This window comes from Bradyrhizobium retamae (genome assembly GCF_001440415.1).
Taxonomy (GTDB): domain Bacteria; phylum Pseudomonadota; class Alphaproteobacteria; order Rhizobiales; family Xanthobacteraceae; genus Bradyrhizobium; species Bradyrhizobium retamae.
This window is the reverse complement of record NZ_LLYA01000164.1, coordinates 23,302-42,506: the sequence shown is the minus strand read 5'-3', so window position 1 is coordinate 42,506 and position 19,205 is coordinate 23,302. Positions and strand designations below refer to the sequence as shown.

General features: G+C 62.6%; 16 protein-coding genes. 9 read left to right on the top strand and 7 right to left on the bottom strand.

Going from position 1 to position 19,205, the window contains the following annotated elements; genetic code table 11:
* Positions 1 to 4 precede the first annotated feature (4 nt).
* Entirely contained in the window at positions 5 to 490 is a 486-nt protein-coding gene (locus tag CQ13_RS23520; protein ID WP_057845213.1) for a hypothetical protein, read from the top strand.
* Between the two features lie 14 nt (positions 491 to 504).
* Here the strand turns inward: CQ13_RS23520 and CQ13_RS23515 are convergent, their stop codons facing one another.
* Positions 505 to 1,443 (bottom strand): GlxA family transcriptional regulator, encoded by a 939-nt coding sequence (locus CQ13_RS23515; RefSeq protein ID WP_057845243.1) that lies wholly within the window; start codon positions 1,441 to 1,443, stop codon positions 505 to 507.
* Between the two features lie 141 nt (positions 1,444 to 1,584).
* On the opposite strand from CQ13_RS23515, the gene CQ13_RS23510 reads away from it, so the two are divergent.
* A complete protein-coding gene (locus CQ13_RS23510; protein ID WP_057845242.1) occupies positions 1,585 to 2,289 on the top strand; it encodes a DJ-1/PfpI family protein in 705 nt (234 codons plus the stop codon).
* Between the two features lie 486 nt (positions 2,290 to 2,775).
* Here CQ13_RS23510 and CQ13_RS23505 read toward each other — a convergent pair whose 3' ends face one another.
* The 3 genes from CQ13_RS23505 to CQ13_RS23495 all read right to left on the bottom strand — a co-directional run bounded on the left by CQ13_RS23505 (position 2,776) and on the right by CQ13_RS23495 (position 4,460).
* Positions 2,776 to 3,480 carry a hypothetical protein gene (locus CQ13_RS23505; RefSeq protein WP_057845212.1) on the bottom strand — a complete coding sequence of 235 codons (705 nt, stop codon included), beginning with the start codon at positions 3,478 to 3,480 and terminating at the stop codon, positions 2,776 to 2,778.
* A gap of 51 nt (positions 3,481 to 3,531) precedes the next feature.
* Positions 3,532 to 3,975, bottom strand: a complete 444-nt coding sequence (locus CQ13_RS23500; RefSeq protein WP_057845211.1) for a MarR family winged helix-turn-helix transcriptional regulator — start codon at positions 3,973 to 3,975, stop codon at positions 3,532 to 3,534.
* A 74-nt stretch (positions 3,976 to 4,049) separates the two neighbouring features.
* Positions 4,050 to 4,460, bottom strand: coding sequence for an NADH:ubiquinone oxidoreductase subunit NDUFA12 (locus CQ13_RS23495; RefSeq protein WP_028346327.1), 411 nt, complete (start codon positions 4,458 to 4,460; stop codon positions 4,050 to 4,052).
* Positions 4,461 to 4,716: 256 nt separating this feature from the next.
* On the opposite strand from CQ13_RS23495, the gene CQ13_RS41380 reads away from it, so the two are divergent.
* On the top strand, positions 4,717 to 5,421 hold the full coding sequence (locus tag CQ13_RS41380; RefSeq protein WP_082637600.1) for a BA14K family protein: 705 nt from the start codon (positions 4,717 to 4,719) through the stop codon (positions 5,419 to 5,421).
* 65 nt (positions 5,422 to 5,486) lie between these two features.
* Here CQ13_RS41380 and CQ13_RS23485 read toward each other — a convergent pair whose 3' ends face one another.
* On the bottom strand, positions 5,487 to 6,392 hold the full coding sequence (locus CQ13_RS23485) for a DMT family transporter (protein WP_057845209.1): 906 nt from the start codon (positions 6,390 to 6,392) through the stop codon (positions 5,487 to 5,489).
* 177 nt (positions 6,393 to 6,569) lie between these two features.
* On the opposite strand from CQ13_RS23485, the gene CQ13_RS23480 reads away from it, so the two are divergent.
* The 3 genes from CQ13_RS23480 (at position 6,570) to CQ13_RS23470 (ending at position 9,668) form a co-directional block, all read left to right on the top strand.
* A complete protein-coding gene (locus tag CQ13_RS23480; protein WP_057845241.1) occupies positions 6,570 to 6,977 on the top strand; it encodes a response regulator in 408 nt (135 codons plus the stop codon).
* 15 nt (positions 6,978 to 6,992) lie between these two features.
* Positions 6,993 to 9,227, top strand: a complete 2,235-nt coding sequence (locus tag CQ13_RS23475; RefSeq protein WP_057845208.1) for a CHASE3 domain-containing protein — start codon at positions 6,993 to 6,995, stop codon at positions 9,225 to 9,227.
* Positions 9,228 to 9,329: 102 nt separating this feature from the next.
* The gene (locus tag CQ13_RS23470) at positions 9,330 to 9,668 is read left to right on the top strand and encodes an HNH endonuclease (protein ID WP_057845207.1); all 339 of its coding nucleotides are present in this window, start codon (positions 9,330 to 9,332) and stop codon (positions 9,666 to 9,668) included.
* A 76-nt stretch (positions 9,669 to 9,744) separates the two neighbouring features.
* On the opposite strand, the gene CQ13_RS23465 is transcribed toward CQ13_RS23470, so the two are convergent.
* Together CQ13_RS23465 and CQ13_RS23460 are read right to left on the bottom strand one after the other, a co-directional pair.
* A complete protein-coding gene (locus CQ13_RS23465) occupies positions 9,745 to 10,809 on the bottom strand; it encodes a ketopantoate reductase family protein (RefSeq protein ID WP_057845206.1) in 1,065 nt (354 codons plus the stop codon).
* A 168-nt stretch (positions 10,810 to 10,977) separates the two neighbouring features.
* On the bottom strand, positions 10,978 to 11,877 hold the full coding sequence (locus tag CQ13_RS23460; protein WP_057845240.1) for a DMT family transporter: 900 nt from the start codon (positions 11,875 to 11,877) through the stop codon (positions 10,978 to 10,980).
* Between the two features lie 789 nt (positions 11,878 to 12,666).
* Between CQ13_RS23460 and CQ13_RS23455 the strand changes: the two genes are divergently transcribed.
* The 3 genes from CQ13_RS23455 (at position 12,667) to CQ13_RS23445 (ending at position 18,952) form a co-directional block, all read left to right on the top strand.
* On the top strand, positions 12,667 to 16,413 hold the full coding sequence (locus tag CQ13_RS23455) for a vitamin B12-dependent ribonucleotide reductase (RefSeq protein WP_057845205.1): 3,747 nt from the start codon (positions 12,667 to 12,669) through the stop codon (positions 16,411 to 16,413).
* Positions 16,414 to 16,509: 96 nt separating this feature from the next.
* Positions 16,510 to 17,430, top strand: coding sequence for a hypothetical protein (locus tag CQ13_RS23450; RefSeq protein WP_156433831.1), 921 nt, complete (start codon positions 16,510 to 16,512; stop codon positions 17,428 to 17,430).
* A gap of 340 nt (positions 17,431 to 17,770) precedes the next feature.
* Entirely contained in the window at positions 17,771 to 18,952 is a 1,182-nt protein-coding gene (locus tag CQ13_RS23445) for a calcium-binding protein (RefSeq protein ID WP_057845203.1), read from the top strand.
* Positions 18,953 to 19,205 lie beyond the last annotated feature (253 nt).

Below are 19,205 nucleotides of genomic sequence, written 5' to 3'. Positions count from 1 at the left end.
GCCTATGAAATCCGAAGGCGATCTGACGATCCGAAATCCGTTCGGCGTCATGGACGTTCCAAATCCCGGTGATGACGACGTGACGCAGTTCGCCCGCATCACGATGCCGGAAGAATCCGCCACCGACGAGAATGCAAAGCCATGGAGCCCTGGTGATGCGAGCTACCAGCGCGGCACGATCGATGGTGAGTGGTCAAGCCGCTGGAAGGGTGCTGCGGACCCAACCATACCAGGCGATGCCCCCGATAAATGGAAACAGGGCCGGGGCGAAGCGAGAACCGTGGGAGACCGCGTGTACCTGTTGTTCGATTGGAATTCCGGCGCGCGCCGGGGACTGATCGAGGCACGGCGCGAAGGTCCGCGGCGGCTGGTGGGCAAGTATATCAACCTGAACAACCCCGAGATCACGGTGCCCTGGGTTGGCCTGGTGGTGAGTGATCAGCGAATAGACGGCTACTTTGCGCAAGGCCGGGTGGATTTCCGGAGGTAGCGGCTTCCGTTCACCTACCCTGCCCGCGCCGCGCGGCGCAGCGATTGCGGGGGCTGGCCGAAGGCGCGGATGAAGGCGCGGCGCATCCGCTCCGGGTCACGGAAGCCGGTGGTCTGCGCCACGCGCTCGATCGCCTCGCTGGAGGACTGCACGCGTTGCCGTGCCACCTCGATCCGCAGCCGCTCCACCGCCTTTGACGGCGTGGTGCCGGTCTCGGCCATGAAGGCGCGGGTGAAATGCCGCGAGCTCATGCCGGCCTGCTCGGCGAGATCCTCGACGGTGAGCGGCGCATCGAGGTTTTCGCGCGCCCAGGCCAGCAGCGGCCCGAAGCGGCCGTTCGGCGCCTTCAGTTCGAGAAGCGAGGAGAATTGCGACTGGCCGCCGCTGCGGCGGTGATAGAGCACGAGTTGCTTCGCGGTCTTCTGCGCGATCTCGTCGCCATAGTCCTCCGCGATCATCGCCAGCGACAGATCGATGCCGGCCGATATTCCCGCCGACGTCCAGACGTCGCCGTCGCGCACGAAGATGCGATCGGGCTCCAGCTTCACCTGCGGATAGGTTTTCAGAAAATGCCGCGTGCGCTGCCAATGAGTGGTGGCGCGGCGGCCGTCGAGCAGGCCGGCTTCTGCGAGGACATAGGCGCCAGAGCAGACGCTGGCGATGCGGATGCCGCGCTTGGCAATCGTGCGCACGAAGCCGATCGTCTTCTCGCAGGCGGCGGCCTGCCGCACGCCCTCGCCGCCGGCGACGATCAGCGTCGTGATCGCAGATGCCGACTTCAAACCTTTCGCAACGATTTCGACGCCCGACGACGAGCGCACCGGCCCCGGCGTCACCGCCAGAACCCGGATCGCGGACGCCCCCTCGGCAAAGCGCGCCGCGATCTCGAACGCCGATATCGGCCCGGCCGCGTCGAGCAACTGGAAATCCGGAAACACGAGAACGCCGATCATGCTGCTTGCCTGTTTTGGGCCGATGTCCTGAGGTGAGATGTCCTGAAGTGGATGTCCTGAAATGAGGGAAATATGCCATTTCGGACGCAAGGCGACCATGGCAGGATGCCCTTCGTCAAGCCAAATTTTCCGGAGGTCACGATGTCCGCGCCATCTCAACCATCCATGGCACTTCAGATCGGTCTCGTGCTGTTTCCGCGCGTCACCCAGCTCGACTTCACCGGTCCCTTGCAAGTGTTCTCCAGCCTGCCCGGCGCCAACGTGCATTTGATCTGGAAACGGATTGAGCCGGTGACGAGCGATTCCGTGCTGGTGCTGACGCCGACCACGAGCTTTGCCGACTGTCCCCAGCTCGACGTGATCTGCGTGCCGGGCGGGTTCGGCACCGACGACATGATCAACGACGAGGAGATGCTGGCCTTCCTGCGCAAGCAGGCGCCTGGCGCGAAATATATCACTTCCGTCTGTACGGGATCGCTGGTGCTGGGCGCCGCCGGCCTGCTCAAGGGCTTTCGCGCAGCGACGCACTGGACGGCGATGGATTTTCTGAGCGCGTTCGGCGCGATCCCGACCAAGACGCGCGTGTGCGTCGACGGCAACCGCGTTACCGGCGGCGGCGTCACCGCGGGGATCGATTTCGCGCTGACGCTGGTCTCGCTACTGCACGATCAGAAGACCGCGGAGGCGATCCAGCTCCGGCTCGAATACAACCCGGCGCCGCCGTTCAATTCCGGCTCACCCGACACCGCCCCGCCGGAAGTGCTTGCATTCATGAAGGACAGGATTGCGCAAGCGCAGATCCGCCGCGGCGAGATGATCGACCGCGCCGCCGCACGGTTGGGGTAAGCTCGCACTCGTGTCCCGGACGCAGTGCGGCACGCAAGTGACGCGCTGCAGAGCCGGGACCATCTGCGTGTGGCTCAGCGGAGCAGCGTACCGGACGATGCTTCGCATCGCCGGGAGAACGCTGCACCGCGCCCGGGACACGGAGCAACTGGCAGTAACATGAAAAAGGCCGCCTGGTTTCCCAGACGGCCTTTCCTAATCCTACGGCAGCCACACATTAGCGGGCGATTTCAGAACCTCTGCACCGGGGGCCTATCTCCCGGCCGTGTCCTACTCGGTGACCGCTGCAAATCGGGGCAGTCGCGACTGGAGCCCGACACCGACGCGATGGTTTCCCATCTCCGTAAGATGTCCCCATTGAGCCGCGATAACGCGGAGGATGCAAGGCGGCGTTGACCGATGTCCCCGCTGTTACCGTTGTTCACAGGCCTCGGAGCAAGTCGAGACTTCGGGCGTAGGCGGATGGCCGACTTTGCCAGCGCACGACTATCGCTGCGAGGCCTCCGCGCCGTGGCTGGCGCGGGCCAGTTGCCTGAAAATGACGGCATGCACAATCAGGAACATCGGCACCAACACGGTCGGAATCAGCGACCACGGCAGCACCTGCACCGCTTCCGAGCCTGATCCGGCGTGGATCACCTGCAGGGGCGAGCCATTCGCCGAGATGACGCCGAGGGCGATCGCGACCACGAGATCGAGCATGCCGAATGCGTTCCAGCCCCAGACCAGCGCTTTGCCTTGCCCGCGCAGCGCGAGCCAGGCCACCGGCAACGCGAGCACGCCAGTGATGATATCGCCCCAACCTGCCGAATATGGAAATGGTCCGCCAAGCCGGCCTTCGGCCGCGAGCAGGATAAAGAGTCCTCCCGCCACGCGCCAGACGTTGAGACCGATCAGAAACGGCATCGACATTCCGAGCAGCGACGCGCGCACCGGCGCAGAGATCGCGGTGACAACCGCAGTCGCCATCAGCGGGAGCGCAATGACTGCGCCGATCATCAGCGGCCCCAGCGGACTGGTGCCGCGGAACTGGTTGGTGGCCGCGAGTGCGGCAGCCAGCCCCGTCCACAGACCGGCGCCGACGGAAACGGCGACACGCTGCGATGTGCTGATCGGCATCGCTCCGGCAAGCGCATTGATGCTAACGATGATGGCGGCAACGAGCACGATGGTTCCGATGAAGTCGAGCATGACATCTCTCCTTGCGTGTAGTTACACCTATCAAGATGAACGAAGCACGTCTCATCCCAAATTCCGGGACTCCAGCAGCTTCAGCGCGGCTTGGCCGTCAGCGCCGAGCAGCTTGCCCATATGCGCCTGCGCCTTCGACCAGAACGGAAAGCTGCGGCGCACCACGCTCCTGCCCTGCCCGGTGATGCCGATCACCCGCGCGCGCGGGTCGTCGCCGGCCTTTATCGAAATCCATTTTTGCTGCTCGAGCACCGCAAGATTTCGCGTGAGCGTCGTGCGCTCCATGCCGAGAATGCCGGCCAGCCTGCCCATCGGCATCTCCCCTCGCAGCATCAACTGCGACAGGATGGTGAATTGGGTGCTTCGAATTCCGGATTCCTGCATGTACGAATCGTACAGCCGCGTGATCTTTCGTGCAGCCTGCCGCGACGCCAGACAGAAACAGCCGGCAGCGGCCATGTAGTCAGCGGTGTCGGGGTCGCTTGGCTGCTTCATGAGATAAGTGTGTCTACACCTATTTGCATCCGCAACCGCACCCCCAAGCTGTTCCCGCTAAAATAAACGTGAAGTTAGCTTCCCGGCGTCCAGGGCTGATAGTCGCCGGTCGCCTTGGGGCGGCGGCCGCTTGCCAGCGTCGAGCCGGAGGGGCGGTAGGCCGCGGGCGTGCCGGTCAGGTTCGGAACGTGTGGCTTCTCCCACTCCCGAGGCGTGTAGCTCTCTTCGGTCGGCGCGGTATCGACAACGTGATGCAGCCAGCCATGCCATGACGGCGGCACCCGGCTCGCCTCCGCAAGCCCGTTGTAGATCACCCAGCGCCGCTCGAAACCCAGCGTCGGATCGATCTTGCCGCCCTTGGTGCGGTAGTAGCGGTTGCCCTGCTCATCCTGGCCGACCAATTCGCCGAACCGCCACGTCCATAATTGCGTGCCGAACGTTTGGCCGTTCCACCAAGTGAAAAATTTCAGCAGAAACAGCTTCATGAGGGCTCGGCCGGTTCGAGATATCGTACCGCTCTGATGCCACCGGCCGGACGGATTGTCCAGACAGAGGCTGACACTCCGGCCCTGCTGGACGGCGGCTTGCTGCCCGTCCATAGTCGCGGAATCGGCGCAATCCGTTCATCTCAATACAGTTCCGCGAACCGACAGGCTGAACTCGCGTGCAATCAACGCGCGGGCTCTGGAACGTCCGCCCCTTGAGCGGGTTAGGGCCTATATCCCGCAAATGGAGCCTAAAATGATCAGTCTAAAGGTTTTGAGTACCGCGGCAGCGATGGCGCTTGTGTTGCCGGTGGTCGCGCCAAGCCTCAGCGCCGTTCAGGCGCAGGATAGAGGCGGTGGCGGTCCGTCTATCGGTGGCGCCAGGGGCGGCGGCGGTGGCGGCGCGGCTATCGGTGGCGGTGGCGGTGCGGCAGTCGGTGGCGGCGGTGCAGCTATCGGTGGCGGTGGCGGCATGAGAGGTGGCGGCGGTGGCAGTGCAGCTATCGGCGGCGGTGGCATGAGAGGTGGTGGCATGGCGGTCGGTGGCGGCGGCGTTCGAGCCGGCGGCCCTACGATTGGGGGCGATAGAGCTTTTGCCCCAGGCGCACCTTCTGCCGGATTCCGCCCGAGTCCAGGCGTCGGCGGCCCAGCCGTCGTGGGCGGCGGTGGTCGGGGGAATTATTATGCTGGCGGTCGCTGGCACGGCGGTCATCACTATCGCCATCGTCACGGCTTCTGGCCGGGCTTCGCGATCGGTGCCGGTATCGGATCGGCCTATGGCTATTACGGTAGCACCTACTACGATGACCCCTATTATTACGACGACACCGTAGTTGCCGCAGCGCCCGTGGTCGGTGATGATGCCGTGGCGTATTGCATGCGAAGGTACAAGTCCTACGACCCGGCGTCAGGAACGTATCTCGGTTATGACGGGCAACGTCATCCCTGCCCGGCGCAATAGCAGGACGTCGTGAGTTCGAAGGGCGGCGCATTCCGGTGCGCCGCCCTTTCTTCGTTTGAAATTACTTACGAGCGCAGCGCCACCGCGACGCCGCCGAGCGTGAATACCAGTGCGGCGATCTCGCGCAGGCCGAGCGGCTCGCCCAGCATCGCCGCCGCTGCGAGCACCCCGACAACGGGAACCAGCAAGGTTCCGATCGAGGCCGTCGCCGCCGGCAACCGCTCCAGCGCGGCAAACCAGCACACGTAGCACATGCAGAACTGGACCAGCGTCATATAGAGCAGCGACGCCCAGCCGATGGATGATAGATCCGCCAGTTGCGGCTGTTCGACCACAAGGCCCACGATCGCGATCGGCAGGCAGCCCAGCCCGATCTGCCAGGCGGCCAGCGACAGCGGTGGCATCGCCAGCGGAAAATGCTTGGTCAATACGGTGCCAAGCCCAACGCACACAGCGCCTGCGAGCGCGCAGGCGATGCCCGGCAATTTCTCGACGCTAGCCTCGATGCCGTTGCCGCCAATCAGCACGGCGATGCCGGCAAGCGCGACCATCAGCGCGACGGCGCGGAGCGGCGACAGCCGCTCGCCGAGGATCGGCCGTGCCAGAAACGCCACCCAGACCGGGATCGATATCCCGAGCACGGCGGCCTCGCTGGCGGTGAGCCACAATAGCGCCAGCCCCATGAACGCGACCCAGCCGCCGATCGTGAGCATCGAGACCAGGAGCAACCGCAGCCACATGAGACGCGGCACGCTCAATTTCTGCCGCCGCGCGAGCGCAAACAGCGCCAATGCCGCGGCGCCGACGATGCCGCACAGGCCGCGCGAGGACAATGGCGGCCATTCGGTCAGCAAATGTTTCATGATCGGAAAGTTGAGGCCCCACCCCACTGACGTAACGGCGAGCAGGATGAGCCCGAGTGGCGACAGCCGGGCGGCAGCGGCACGCCTCGCATGGTTGATTGGCGACATGACGGGATTGGGTCCGGAACCGGCGGTTGAATTTGTTATCGTTCTGATACAGCGAAACGGAATTGCCCTCGGCAACGTTTATGGGCACTCTACCATGCAGACGACCTGTCGACGTTTCGACTTAATCGTCACATGGGACGCGCGACTTGCCGCCGCCCCGAGGAAGAAGGAATCATCGTGCCGCGCGTTCTCGTGGTCGATGACGACCCGATGGTGTGCGTTGCCATCGAGGTTTGTCTGACGCGCAAGGGTTTCGAGGTCACCGTTGCCGACGGTGGTGAAGCGGGAATGCGCGCGCTCGAAACTTCCGATTTCGACGTCATGCTGATCGACGTGTTCATGCCGCATATGCGCGGCTTCGAATCGATCCGGATGTTCCACGAGCGCAAGCCGGATGTACCTGTTATCGCAATGTCGGGCTACGCCTTCGCCAACAGCGAACGCGCACCAGATTTCCTGCGGATGACCATCGAGCTCGGCGCGGCATGCTGCCTGCGCAAACCGTTCACGCCGGACGCGTTATTGACCTCGGTCAATCAATGCATCGCCAAACCGAAAGCTTCCGCGCAGCAGTCGAAATCGTGAAGTAAACAACTGGCAATGCCCTCGCAGCGTATCATCCTTGGAATTGGCCTCGCTATCCTCCTCATTATCGGCGCTGCCTCGATCGGTCTCGACCTCAAGTCGCGGTCCGACGCAGCCTCGGTCGACCGTGCGCTTGGAATTCTCAGCAAAATCTCGGATATGCGCCCGCTGCTGCGCCGGACGGAAAGCGCGGCGCGCGCCTTTGCGCTATCGGGCGATCAGGAATTCGCCAGGGAATACCGCGAGGCCAGCGACGCGACCCTGCCGGCGCTGGCGGCACTGGTCGAGGCGGTCAAGGATAATCCCACCGAAAAGCGGCTGATCGAGGAAACCAAGGCACTGGTCGAGCGGCAGATTGCTTTCAATGGTGAGTTGATCAGGCTCCGGACCGCGGGAGATAGCGCCGCTGTCGCGGCGCTCGTCAACCAGGAGGACCGTGCGGCGACGGCCGCAATCACCGAAAACCTCGAGAAAGCGGTTGCGGAAGAGCGCAGGCTGCTTTTTGCCAGACGCGCCGAATCCGAAACCAACGGGACGCTCCTGCTGGCGATCGATCTCGCCGGCGTCCTGCTGATTCTGTTCCTCGCCATCCTTCTGACGGTCTCAACCCGCCGGTCGCGCCGGCAACTGCAGGATTCGCTGAGCGCCACCAAGGCCACCAACGAGGCGCTGGAGGCCGCGGTCGCCGAGCGCACCGAACATCTGGTCGCCGCGCATGAGGAACTCAGGCTTTCGGCCGTCGTCTTGCGCAGCACCTTCCACAGCATGGCAGAGGCCGTGCTCGTCATCGACACCAGGGGCGAGGTTTTGCTCTCGAACCCGGCCGCCGAGAAGATGCTGCGCTACCGGCCGGGCATGACGGTCGAGCACTTGCGGTCGCTCAGCGCGGTTTTCCATGCCGACGGCGTCACGCCGCTACCTGTCCATGACATGCCGGCCTCGCGCGCGCTGCGCGGCGAAGCGTTCGACGCCAGCGAAATCGTGTTGCGCCCGGTTAGCGGCGATCCGCCGGTTCACCTCGTGATCAGCGGCCGGCCGCTGCGCGATGCCTCGGGCGCCATCAGCGGCGCGGCGCTGGTCTACCACGACATCACGGGATCGCGCGAAACCGAGCACAAGCTGCAGCAAGCGCAAAAGCTCGACGCCATCGGCAAGCTCACCGGCGGCGTCGCGCACGACTTCAACAACATGCTGACCGTGATCACCGGCACCACCGAAACGCTGGTAGCCAACCTTGCGCATGAGCCGGCGTTGCAGAAGACCGCCGAACTGATCGACCAGGCGGCGGAGCGCTGCAGCGAGCTGATCCAGCATCTGCTCGCCTTCGCCCGCCGCCAGCCGCTGCAGCCGCGCAATGTCGACATCAACGCGACCGTGCTCGATATCGCAAAACTGCTTCGCCCGACGCTCGGCGAGCAGATCGAGGTCAACTCCATTCTCGAACACGAAGTGGCGATTGCCCATATCGACGCATCGCAGCTCGCCAACTCGCTGCTCAACATGGCGATCAACGCGCGCGATGCGATGCCGAATGGCGGCAAGCTGCTTTTGGAGACGCGCAACGTCGTGCTCGACGAGGCCTATGCGCAGGCCAACCCGGACGCAAAGCCCGGTCCCTACGTAATGCTCGCGGTCAGCGACACCGGCGCCGGCATGCCGCAGGAGGTACTGGACAAGGTGTTCGAGCCGTTCTTCACCACCAAGGAGGTCGGCAAGGGCTCAGGCCTCGGCTTGAGCATGGTCTACGGCTTCGTCAAGCAGTCCGGCGGGCACATCCGGATCTACAGCGAGGTCGGCCACGGCACCACGATCAAGCTCTATCTGCCCCCTGCCCGCGGCCAGGTCGAGGCCGGGCCGCCGGCCGCAGCGCCGCTGCCGCATGGCAACGAGACCATCATGGTGGTGGAGGACGACGCGCTGGTGCGTACCTTCGTCACCACGCAATTGCAGAGCCTCGGCTACCGCACGGTGGCCGCCGCCAACGGACCGGCGGCGATGAAACTGATCGAAGGCGGTCAGGCGTTCGATTTGCTGTTCACCGATGTCATCATGCCCGGCGGCATGACCGGACGCGAACTCGCGGACAAGGTGCTGAAGCTCCGGCCCGGCATCAAGGTGTTATATACGTCCGGCTATACCGACAACGCGATCGTGCACCAGGGCCGCCTCGATCCCGGCGTGCTGCTGCTGACCAAGCCGTACCGGAAGTCGCAGTTGGCAAACATGGTGCGCCGCGCGCTGTCGGGATAATCAAGGCGCAAGCCTCCCCTGCTGCGGCGTCGTTTTCAATGCCAACTTGATGTATGAAGGGTGAGACTTGGACGAAGGGATTCGGGGGAAGAGCCAAGGCTGATGGCCGACGTGATCTACAAGCGCTGCTATTTCGATTGGGGCGGACGATGCGCCTACTGCGACGTTGCACTCGCCCGGCAAAAGACGGGCGGCAAGGTCAAGGCCAGCATCGACCATTTCATCCCGCTCTCAAAGGGAGGTCAGAATGGCAGGAGCAACCGCGTGCTGTCCTGCTACCCCTGCAATCTCGCCAAGGGCGACACCAACCCGCGCGAGACGAACCAATGGCGCCACGTCGAACAGCGCCTCGCGGAGATCGCTGCTTCGCCGCTCATCAGTCACGCGAAGCTCAAGCAGCTTATTCCCGAATTGGTGAAACAAGTTGCCGTAGAGGCATGATCCGCACCAGGGCCGCGTTGAATGCGGATCAATGTCGAGTTCTCCTGCAGCGCCGAAGCGGACGCGCCATTTGCGCCTACTGCGCGCCCGATCCCCCAGCGACGATCTTCTCGTTCAGCTTCTGATCGACGATCTCGACCGTGCGGTCGATCTCGGCGCTGGGCGCGCCGAGCTGGTGCGAGATCAGCTTCACGAGCAAGTCGACGCGTTCGATGAACGGCGCGCCGGCGGCGACCGCGCGGGCCGCCGATGACGGCTTGAGCAGGCTTTCGGCCGCCTTGGCATACTTCCCGAACGGCACCTGATCCTGCGGATCGGCGCCGAGGCGGCGAGCGATGCCGTCGACGTGGTCGTAGATCGACTGCGACAGCTTGAGATCGCCGTGCACCGCGTCGCGGATCGACTGCGGATCGTTCGGCGTGATGCAGCGGTAATTGCCGGTCAGCAGCATCGACCATTTGGCGAGCGGCACGAACAGCGAGTCGAACACTTTCAGCTTCACCGGGACATCGTGGCCGTCGAGCTTCACCGCGTCGATATCAGCTTCCAGCTCGCGAAGCAGCTTGTTGTGCTTCTCGTCGGCAAAGGCGGCCGCCTTGAAGTTGGTCGGCAGGCCGACATGCAGCACGTTTGCCGCCTCTTCCGGCGGACGGAAGGCCTGCGGATCGGGCGAGCACAGCGTCACCAGCCCGGGCTGGAAGCGTTCCCACACCTGCGCGTTGGTATAGGCCTCTTCGAGGTCCATGTCCGCCAGCGCCGGGATCCGCTTGAGATAGGGTAACGGCGGCATGTTCATGATCGACAGACAAGGCAGCTTCGCCTCGGCGATCTTGATCATCAAAACCCGGATCGTGTGGTTGGTGTATTGCGGCTCCTGCATGGCGAGGCCGACCAGATCATAGCGGGAAAGATCGACCTCGGCGGGCGTGGTCGCGTCCAGCTTGCCCGGCAGGTCGCGCGAGAAGATCGCGCGGTGCACTGCCTCGTCGCGCAGCTTGATGCGGACTTCGGTGCCATCGCGGTTGATGAGCTCGGCCGTCTTCTTCCGGCACACCAGGGTCACGTTGTGACCCGCCATCAAAAGCTTCGTCGCCAGCAAGGAGCCATACGAGGCCCCCAGGATCAGGATGTTGCGCGCCATACTCTCTCTTTCACAGGTGATACTGGAATTTGCCCCGACGACCCCGGGCGGGCCGAAATTTCGTCCGTGGCATACAACGAATTGATAGGCGTTACAATCACATAGCGTCCCGCATATTCGGTTGCACCTCTCCCCGCCTGCGGGTGAAGAACGGGGAGAGGGAGAAGCTCACGACCTTGTCGCCAGCACGACGCCGGCGAGCGTGAACACCAGCGCTGCGATCTGGATCAGGCCGAGCGGCTCGCCGAGCGCGATGGCCGAGGCGACGACGCCGATCACGGGCACCGCCATGGTGCCGATCGCGGCGACTGATGCCGGCAGACGGGCGAGCGCGGCGAACCAGCTCACATAGGCGATGCAGAACTGGATCACGGTGGAATAGATCAGGAGCCACCAGCCGAGCTCCGTCACCTTCTCAACATGCGTGGTCTCGACGGCGAGGCCGATGATGACGATCGGAAAACAGCCGAGCCCGATCTGCCAGGCCGCGGCCGGGATCGGCGGCAGCGGCACCGGCAGTTTTTTCGCCAGCACCGTGCCGAGCGCAAAGCCGAACGCGCCGCCAAGCGCCATCACCATGCCCGGCAGTTTTGCGGCGGTCGCGCTAAAGCCGTTGCCGCCCATGATGGCGGCGAGCCCGGCGAATGCCATCACCAGCGCCACCGTGCGCAGAATAGTCGGCCGCTCGCCGAGCACCGGCCAGGCCAAGAGCGAAGCCCACACCGGCATGGTGTAGGCGATCAGCGCGGCTTCGCTCGCCGGCAGCCACAACAGCGCCAGACCCATCAGCACCATCCAGCCCGTGACGTTGAGCAGCGCGGAGAGCATCAACCGCGGCCACAGATGCCGCTCGACCTTGAGGCTCTGCGAGCGCGCCAGCGCCAGCACGGCCAAAAGCGCCGCGCCGATCACGCCGGTCGAGCCGCGCAGCGTCAGCGGCGGCAGCTCGCTCAGGAGATATTTCGTGACGGGCCAGTTAAACCCCCAGCCCACCGAGGTGATGGCGAGGAACATCAGGCCTGCGGGCGCGATCCGCATCGGCGCGCTGGTCGGTTTTGATTCTGTCATGGAGCCCGGCAGGGACGGAAAAACGGTGGAATCGGCCGCACCTTGCCGCTTATCGGCGGGCGCGACCACGGGCTCGCCGGCATGCCAGCCCTCCCCGTTCCGTAGCGTTACGTGAGTCTTCCGAACGCAATCCCGAAGGGAGAAAAAATACCTGCCCTGTGAACAGCGGGACGAAGCCTGTTTCCACATGCGAGGAACAAATTTTTGGGTTGGGAATCCCTGAGGACTCACCGATACTTGGCACTATCGCAGGCGCGGGAACACCCCTGTTATCCCTCACTTTCCACCATATTTAGTATTTGATTCAGGAACTCGTACTACTCCTTGACGGGCGCAACGGGTTTGGCCTAGCCTTATTGCTGGACGGCGCGAGTTAAGTTCTGGGTCCCGCCGATCGCTCCCAAAAGGGTTCCGAACGAACACTCCGTCAGCCGGTTGAGGCACGGATCGAGGGCTTGTCTGCCCAAAATTCGGGGGCGATCCGGGCCTTAAAAACGAGCCGAATGGCTCAAGGCGACGAGTTGCGGCGTTGAGTTGGGAGCATGGTCCGGAAAAGTGGGTACCGGTTTTCCGAACAGACCATGCTCAAACGAAGGAAGGGGTTGGCCTCGCCGAAAGGCGGACGAGCCCTTGGGGTGGCGAAGACAGAAACAGGGCCGGGTCCACCGGTAGAGCTTGCGGATCTCAGGTCCAAGGTTGTCTTCAACCTTGGTGCCGATGGTTCGCTCACTGAAACATCCGGCAACCGCAGGAAATGCGGACCGGGCAAGAAGACGGGGCACGACAACTATGCGAATCGAACGGCGCAACACCACTTCCGGCCAGTCACCCTATGCAGGGATTGATTTCAGGCTGACGACATCGGAGATCCGCAACCCCGACGGTTCGGTCGTGTTTCGGCTCGAGAATGTCGAAGTGCCCCAGTTCTGGTCGCAGGTCGCCTCCGACGTGCTGGCGCAGAAGTACTTTCGCAAGGCCGGCGTCGCCGCGCGCCTGAAGAAGGTCGAGGAAGAGACCGTCCCGTCCTGGCTGTGGCGCTCGGTGCCGGACACCGAGGCCCTCGCCCTGCTCCCTGAAAGCGAGCGCTATGTCGGCGAGACCAGCGCAAAACAGGTGTTCGATCGCCTCGCCGGCTGCTGGACCTATTGGGGCTGGAAGGGCGGCTATTTCTCGTCCGATGAAGACGCGCAGGCGTTCTACGACGAGCTTCGCTACCAGCTCGCAAAACAGATGGTCGCGCCGAACTCGCCGCAATGGTTCAACACCGGGCTGCATTGGGCCTACGGCATCGACGGCCCCGGCCAGGGCCACTATTACGTCGACTGGAAGACCGGCAAGCTGACGAAGTCGAAGTCGGCCTACGAGCACCCGCAGCCGCACGCCTGCTTCATCCAGGGCATCGAGGACGACCTCGTCAACGAGGGCGGCATCATGGACCTCTGGGTGCGTGAGGCGCGCCTGTTCAAATACGGCTCCGGCACCGGCTCCAACTTCTCGCGCCTGCGCGGCGAAGGCGAGCGCCTGTCCGGCGGCGGCCGCTCGTCCGGCCTGATGAGCTTCCTCAAGATCGGCGACCGCGCCGCCGGCGCGATCAAGTCGGGCGGCACCACGCGCCGCGCGGCCAAGATGGTCGTGGTCGATGTCGATCACCCCGACATCGAGACCTATATCGACTGGAAGGTGAAGGAGGAGCAGAAGGTGGCGGCTCTCGTCACCGGCTCCAAGATCAACCAGAAGCACCTCAAGGCGGTGCTGAAGGCCTGCGTGAACTGCGAAGGTTCGGGCGACGACTGCTTCGACCCCGAAAAGAACCCTGCGCTCCGCCGCGAGATCAAGCTGGCGCGCCGCGCGCTGGTGCCCGACAACTACATCAAGCGGGTGATCCAGTTCGCCAAGCAGGGATATAAGGACATCGACTTCCCGATCTACGACACCGATTGGGATTCGGAAGCCTACCTCACCGTCTCCGGCCAGAACTCCAACAACTCGGTCTCGCTGAAGGACGATTTCCTCCGCGCCGTCGAAACCGACGGCGAATGGAATCTGATCGGCCGCACCAACAAGAAGATCACGAAGACGCTGAAGGCGCGCGAGCTCTGGGAGAAGATCGGCCACGCCGCCTGGGCCTCGGCCGATCCGGGGTTGCACTTCAACACCACCATGAACGACTGGCACACCTGCAAGGCGTCGGGCGACATCCGCGCGTCGAACCCGTGCTCGGAATACATGTTCCTGGACGACACGGCGTGCAACCTCGCCTCGGCCAATCTGCTGACGTTCTATTCGACCACCACCAAGCGGTTCGATGTCGAGGCCTACGAGCACCTGTGCCGGCTCTGGACCATCGTGCTCGAAATCTCCGTGATGATGGCGCAATTCCCGTCGAAGGCGATCGCCGAACTCTCCTACGAGTTCCGCACGCTGGGCCTCGGCTTTGCCAACATCGGCGGCCTGCTGATGACCATGGGCCTGCCCTACGACTCCAAGGAAGGCCGTTCGCTGTGCGGCGCGCTGACCGCCGTGATGACCGGCATCGCCTACAAGACCTCGGCCGAGATGGCGGCTGAGCTCGGCACCTTCCCCGGCTACAAGAAGAACGCCCAGCATATGCTGCGCGTTATCCGCAACCACCGCCGCGCCGCCCATGGCCATGCCTCGGGCTACGAGGCGCTGTCGGTCAACCCGGTGCCGCTCGACCACGCCTCCTGCCCGCAAGGAGACGTCATCGCGCATGCGACCAAAGCCTGGGACGACGCCCTCGCCCTCGGCGAGGCCAACGGCTTCCGCAACGCGCAGACGACCGTCGTGGCGCCGACCGGCACCATCGGCCTCGTGATGGATTGCGACACCACCGGCATCGAGCCTGATTTCGCGCTGGTGAAGTTCAAGAAGCTTGCCGGCGGCGGTTACTGGAAGATCATCAACCAGGCCGTCCCCGCGGCGCTGCGCGCGCTCGGCTATCGCGAAAGCGATATCGCGGAGATCGAGGCCTACGCTGTCGGCCACGGCTCGCTCTCCAACGCGCCCGGCATCAACGCCACCACGCTGAAGGCCAAGGGCTTCACCGACGAAGCGCTGGCCAAAGTGGAAGCTGCATTGCCGACCGCGTTCGACATCAAGTTCGCCTTCAACAAGTGGACGTTTGGCGAGGATTTCCTGCGCGACACGCTGAACCTTGCGCCGGAAGCGATCGCCGCCCCCGGCTTCGACCTGCTGGCCGCGCTCGGATTTACAAAACGCGAGATCGAGGCCGCCAACGTGCACATCTGCGGCGCGATGACGGTCGAGGGAGCTCCCCACCTCAAGGCAGAACATTACGCGGTGTTCGACTGCGCCAACCCCTGCGGCAAGATCGGCAAGCGCTATCTCTCGGTCGAGAGCCACATCCGCATGATGGCGGCGTCGCAGCCGTTCATCTCGGGCGCGATCAGCAAAACCATCAACATGCCGAACGACGCCACGGTGGAGGATTGCAAGGCGGCGTATCTCCTGTCCTGGAAGCTCGCGCTGAAGGCCAACGCGCTCTACCGCGACGGCTCGAAGCTCTCCCAGCCCTTGAACTCGCAGCTCATCGCCGACGATGACGACGAGGACGATGCGGTGGAGGCGCTCTACGAGAAGCCGATGGCCGCGCGCACCGCGCAGGTCTCGGAAAAGATCGTCGAAAAACTGGTCGAGCGCATCGTCGTGATGCGCGAGCGCGAGAAGATGCCGGATCGCCGCAAGGGTTACACCCAGAAGGCGGTGGTCGGCGGCCACAAGGTGTACTTGCGAACCGGCGAATATGACGACGGCCGTCTCGGCGAGATCTTCATCGACATGCACAAGGAAGGCGCAGCGCTCCGCTCCTTCATCAACAATTTTGCGATCGCCGTCTCGCTCGGCCTGCAATACGGCGTGCCGCTGGAGGAATATGTCGACGCCTTCACCTTCACCCGCTTCGAGCCGGCGGGCCCCGTGCAGGGCAACGACTCGATCAAGTACGCGACCTCGATCCTCGACTATGTGTTCCGCGAGCTCGCGGTCAGCTACATGTCGCGCTTCGATCTCGCCCATGTCGATCCGACCGAGTCGAATTTCGACGCGCTCGGCAAGGGCGTCGAGGAAGGCAAGGAGCCGTCCGACCAGGGCCAGCAGGCCACCAAGTATCTGTCCAAGGGCCTGACCCGCTCGCGCACGGATAATCTCGTCGTCATGCGCGGCGGCGATGTGGATGCCCGCGGCTCCCACAACGTCACCGCAATCGGCGGCCACGGCCCCAGCGCCCGCGTCTCCGACGCACATGAAGGCGCGGTGGCCTTAAGGCAAGAATCCCAGCACGACCTGTCCCCGACAGAAAAGCTGGGAGCCCTGCAGTGGAGCAAGTCCGGCAGCGCGGCCGTGGCGGTCGCCCCGAGCAAGGCCGAACGCCGCGCGGAAGCCAAGGCCAAGGGCTACGAAGGCGAGATGTGCTCGGAGTGCGGCAACTTCACGCTGGTACGGAATGGGACCTGCATGAAGTGCGATACGTGCGGCAGCACGACGGGGTGTTCTTGACAGTCACCTGCAGCAATAAGCAAAGGCCGCTCGGAAAGAGCGGCCTCATTGCATTAGATGAAGAAAAGGGAGTTCTTGCTAACTTGGAAACGGCCGATGATTTTGGAGCTAATACTTAAGCATCTAAAGGACATTGTACTTACGGTAGTCGGACTTGTGGGCGGGGGAATAGTATCGTTATTCTTCTATCGAAGGGCCCTGCAACGCCGTGAGATCAGCTACGCAACTGACGTAGATAGATTGATATGGTCGAGGGGCTCGGCATTTTCGGATATCAAGCTCCTATACAAAGGCCGAAAGCTCTTTGATCCACGAAAGACAATTTATTACGTATGGAATAGCGGCAATTGCGTTTTGAACGCGAGTGATGTTGCGTCCGGCAATCCACTTTCCATCGGCGGAAGCAATGTTCGGGTTCTCAGTGCGGAAATAGCATTGACGACGCGAGAAGTAATACGAGCGCGTCTCGATCGGAGCTCGAACAGCGAAGTAATACTTGACTTCGACTTCCTTGATCCGAGCGATGGATTTGTTGTCGAGCTCTTTTACGATATCGACATCAGCAACAAAGAAGCCACTCGAGTTCCGCGACTTCGCGGGACTCTAAAGGGTTCTCAAGAACCTCCCGTTTCGCGTGAGGTCAGCTTCCAGAGCAGCCTACTAAACCGACTGGGCAGGTCTGTTTTCTTGTTAGGAGCCTTTCTGTTAGCTGGCGCTCTTCTAATATTCCAAGCCTATGAGATAGGGTCCGAACCCACTTGGCTGCTAATCGTCCCCAAGGTACTTACTGCCCTGCTACTGGGGCTCGTGGCGATTGGTGTGCTAATTGCGATTGTTTATAGCTGGCGAGCTTATCGGATTCCGATCGGGCTGAAGGCAGAACGGCATAAGGGCCCCTTGCCCCTCACTTATACTGAAATGACCGAAATGCTCGATCGTGTGAATGAGCGAGACATCTCCAAAATCCATGATTTGGAGGAACGCCTCACGGAGGTAGAGTCCAAAAACTTGGGGTGATTAGCAAGCGTAGGGCGGATTAGCCGAAGGCGTAATCCGCCGTACCGAGTGACCAAGTCGGCGGGTTACGCTTTCGCTAACCCGCCCTACTCGCTGCGGTACCCTGCTCCTGGAGCTCTGGCTTTTCACGACAACTGAGAACGACTTCCCGCGATACGATTGCCCGGATCGAGAAGCGGATCAGTGGGCGCGACGACGCGGACTATGCTCCCTTCCGTGTAGACGGAGGCGCGCGGCTGGCCCAAGCTCGAATGCCGGCTCGGTGCGGTGGCGATGCTGGCGGCCGGGTCAACAACGCATTGTGGAGATTTGTAATTGACGGATATTTAGGGAGGTATTCATGGCACTCGGTTTTGATTATTCAATCGAGATCAGCGATCCAGATAATCTCGCTGCCGGTCAGCAAAAGGCTCTCCTGAAGAACCTCGATGCAGCCATTGCCAATTGGGCGCACTACATCAGCGGCGCTGGGTCGATCGATGTCCAGTTGATCATCGATCCGAGGCCGGACTTCGGGGCAGCCTCCGCCAGCGCGACAAATATTGCAATCGGCCAATTCGACAGCAAAATACTGGTCAGGGAAGGCGTTCAGCATGAGTTGCTTACCGGAATCGATCTCAATGGCGATGCTCCTGACGCGTTCATAACCGTTGGGGCAGAATACCTGTCCAACTTTATCTGGCTCGATCCGAGGCCGTTTTCCAGAAACCTTCCCGTCCCCTTCGACAAGAACGACGGCGTTAGCCTTTTCATGCACGAGTTCGGCCATGTTCTCGGGATGAATGGGTTCGGCGAAAAGAACGGTGAACTCACCGGCACGACTGCCAGTGTCTATGATAGCCACGTCACCTTCGAGGGCGGGCTTCCGTTCTTTGCGGGCGCGGCTGTCGAACAGCTTTACGGCGGGCCCGTTCCTCTCTCAGGCTCCGACGCGGACGAGAATACGTACACACATTACGGTCACGAATCCGCCGACCAGCTCGATCTTGCCTTGATGCAGGGAAATGCGGGTTTCTTCTTCGGCCAGCGATACTATGTCGACAACATCGACCTTGCCATCATGCAAGACATGGGCCTTTCCACCAGCCACCAGACGGAGAGCCGTTGGAACGACTTCAGTTCTGGGTTTGCAGGAAATGACGTTTTCAGAACTGGACGGGGCAACGACACCTTAAAAGGGGCTGGAGGGGATGACGGTCTCTATGGTGGCGCTGGAAACGATCGCCTGAGCGGAGGAGACGGTGAGGATCTCGTTGCTGGAGGCAAGGGAAACGATTGGCTCAGTGGCGGCGCTGATGCCGACACTTTCGTTTTCGGGAAAGGCGGCGGCAAGGATCTTGTCACTGACTTCGAAATCGGCGTCGATCAAATCCGGCTCGAGCATGGAGCGTCGGTCCAAGAGGTTGGCGAACGTGACTTCAATGAGGACGGTGTACTCGACACCGTCTTGACGCTGAGTGGCGGCAGCGTTGTGAAGCTCCTGAGCGTGCATGGCGCGCATCACGATGACCTGCTTATCTAAGTCTCACTGCCAAATTAAAGTTACGGTGACAGTGCACTTAATCTGCCGATGGCGAAGTGCAGTTTAGTGCATTGTCACCGTAATCGATGACCGATCGATGTCTCCGGGCCCCATGCGCTCATGGAGGACGCGGAGGTATTGCTTTTCGGAGGCGCTAGGCTTGCTCACCCATCGCGACTTCGCTCTTTAATCGTACTGAGCATAGCCTTCGAGCGTGATAGCGTCGTGTTCCCGCAACTGTGCAAGCCGGCTT

What these genes read in the sequence shown, in the direction of transcription:
- CQ13_RS23520 (WP_057845213.1), top strand. Translation starts at nt 5, where the DNA reads ATGAAATCCGAAGGCGATCTGACGATCCGAAATCCGTTCGGCGTCATG.
- CQ13_RS23515 (WP_057845243.1), bottom strand. Translation starts at nt 1,443, where the DNA reads ATGATCGGCGTTCTCGTGTTTCCGGATTTCCAGTTGCTCGACGCGGCC.
- CQ13_RS23510 (WP_057845242.1), top strand. Translation starts at nt 1,585, where the DNA reads ATGTCCGCGCCATCTCAACCATCCATGGCACTTCAGATCGGTCTCGTG.
- CQ13_RS23505 (WP_057845212.1), bottom strand. Translation starts at nt 3,480, where the DNA reads ATGCTCGACTTCATCGGAACCATCGTGCTCGTTGCCGCCATCATCGTT.
- CQ13_RS23500 (WP_057845211.1), bottom strand. Translation starts at nt 3,975, where the DNA reads ATGAAGCAGCCAAGCGACCCCGACACCGCTGACTACATGGCCGCTGCC.
- CQ13_RS23495 (WP_028346327.1), bottom strand. Translation starts at nt 4,460, where the DNA reads ATGAAGCTGTTTCTGCTGAAATTTTTCACTTGGTGGAACGGCCAAACG.
- CQ13_RS41380 (WP_082637600.1), top strand. Translation starts at nt 4,717, where the DNA reads ATGATCAGTCTAAAGGTTTTGAGTACCGCGGCAGCGATGGCGCTTGTG.
- CQ13_RS23485 (WP_057845209.1), bottom strand. Translation starts at nt 6,392, where the DNA reads ATGTCGCCAATCAACCATGCGAGGCGTGCCGCTGCCGCCCGGCTGTCG.
- CQ13_RS23475 (WP_057845208.1), top strand. Translation starts at nt 6,993, where the DNA reads ATGCCCTCGCAGCGTATCATCCTTGGAATTGGCCTCGCTATCCTCCTC.
- CQ13_RS23470 (WP_057845207.1), top strand. Translation starts at nt 9,330, where the DNA reads ATGGCCGACGTGATCTACAAGCGCTGCTATTTCGATTGGGGCGGACGA.
- CQ13_RS23465 (WP_057845206.1), bottom strand. Translation starts at nt 10,809, where the DNA reads ATGGCGCGCAACATCCTGATCCTGGGGGCCTCGTATGGCTCCTTGCTG.
- CQ13_RS23460 (WP_057845240.1), bottom strand. Translation starts at nt 11,877, where the DNA reads ATGACAGAATCAAAACCGACCAGCGCGCCGATGCGGATCGCGCCCGCA.
- CQ13_RS23455 (WP_057845205.1), top strand. Translation starts at nt 12,667, where the DNA reads ATGCGAATCGAACGGCGCAACACCACTTCCGGCCAGTCACCCTATGCA.
- CQ13_RS23450 (WP_156433831.1), top strand. Translation starts at nt 16,510, where the DNA reads ATGATTTTGGAGCTAATACTTAAGCATCTAAAGGACATTGTACTTACG.
- CQ13_RS23445 (WP_057845203.1), top strand. Translation starts at nt 17,771, where the DNA reads ATGGCACTCGGTTTTGATTATTCAATCGAGATCAGCGATCCAGATAAT.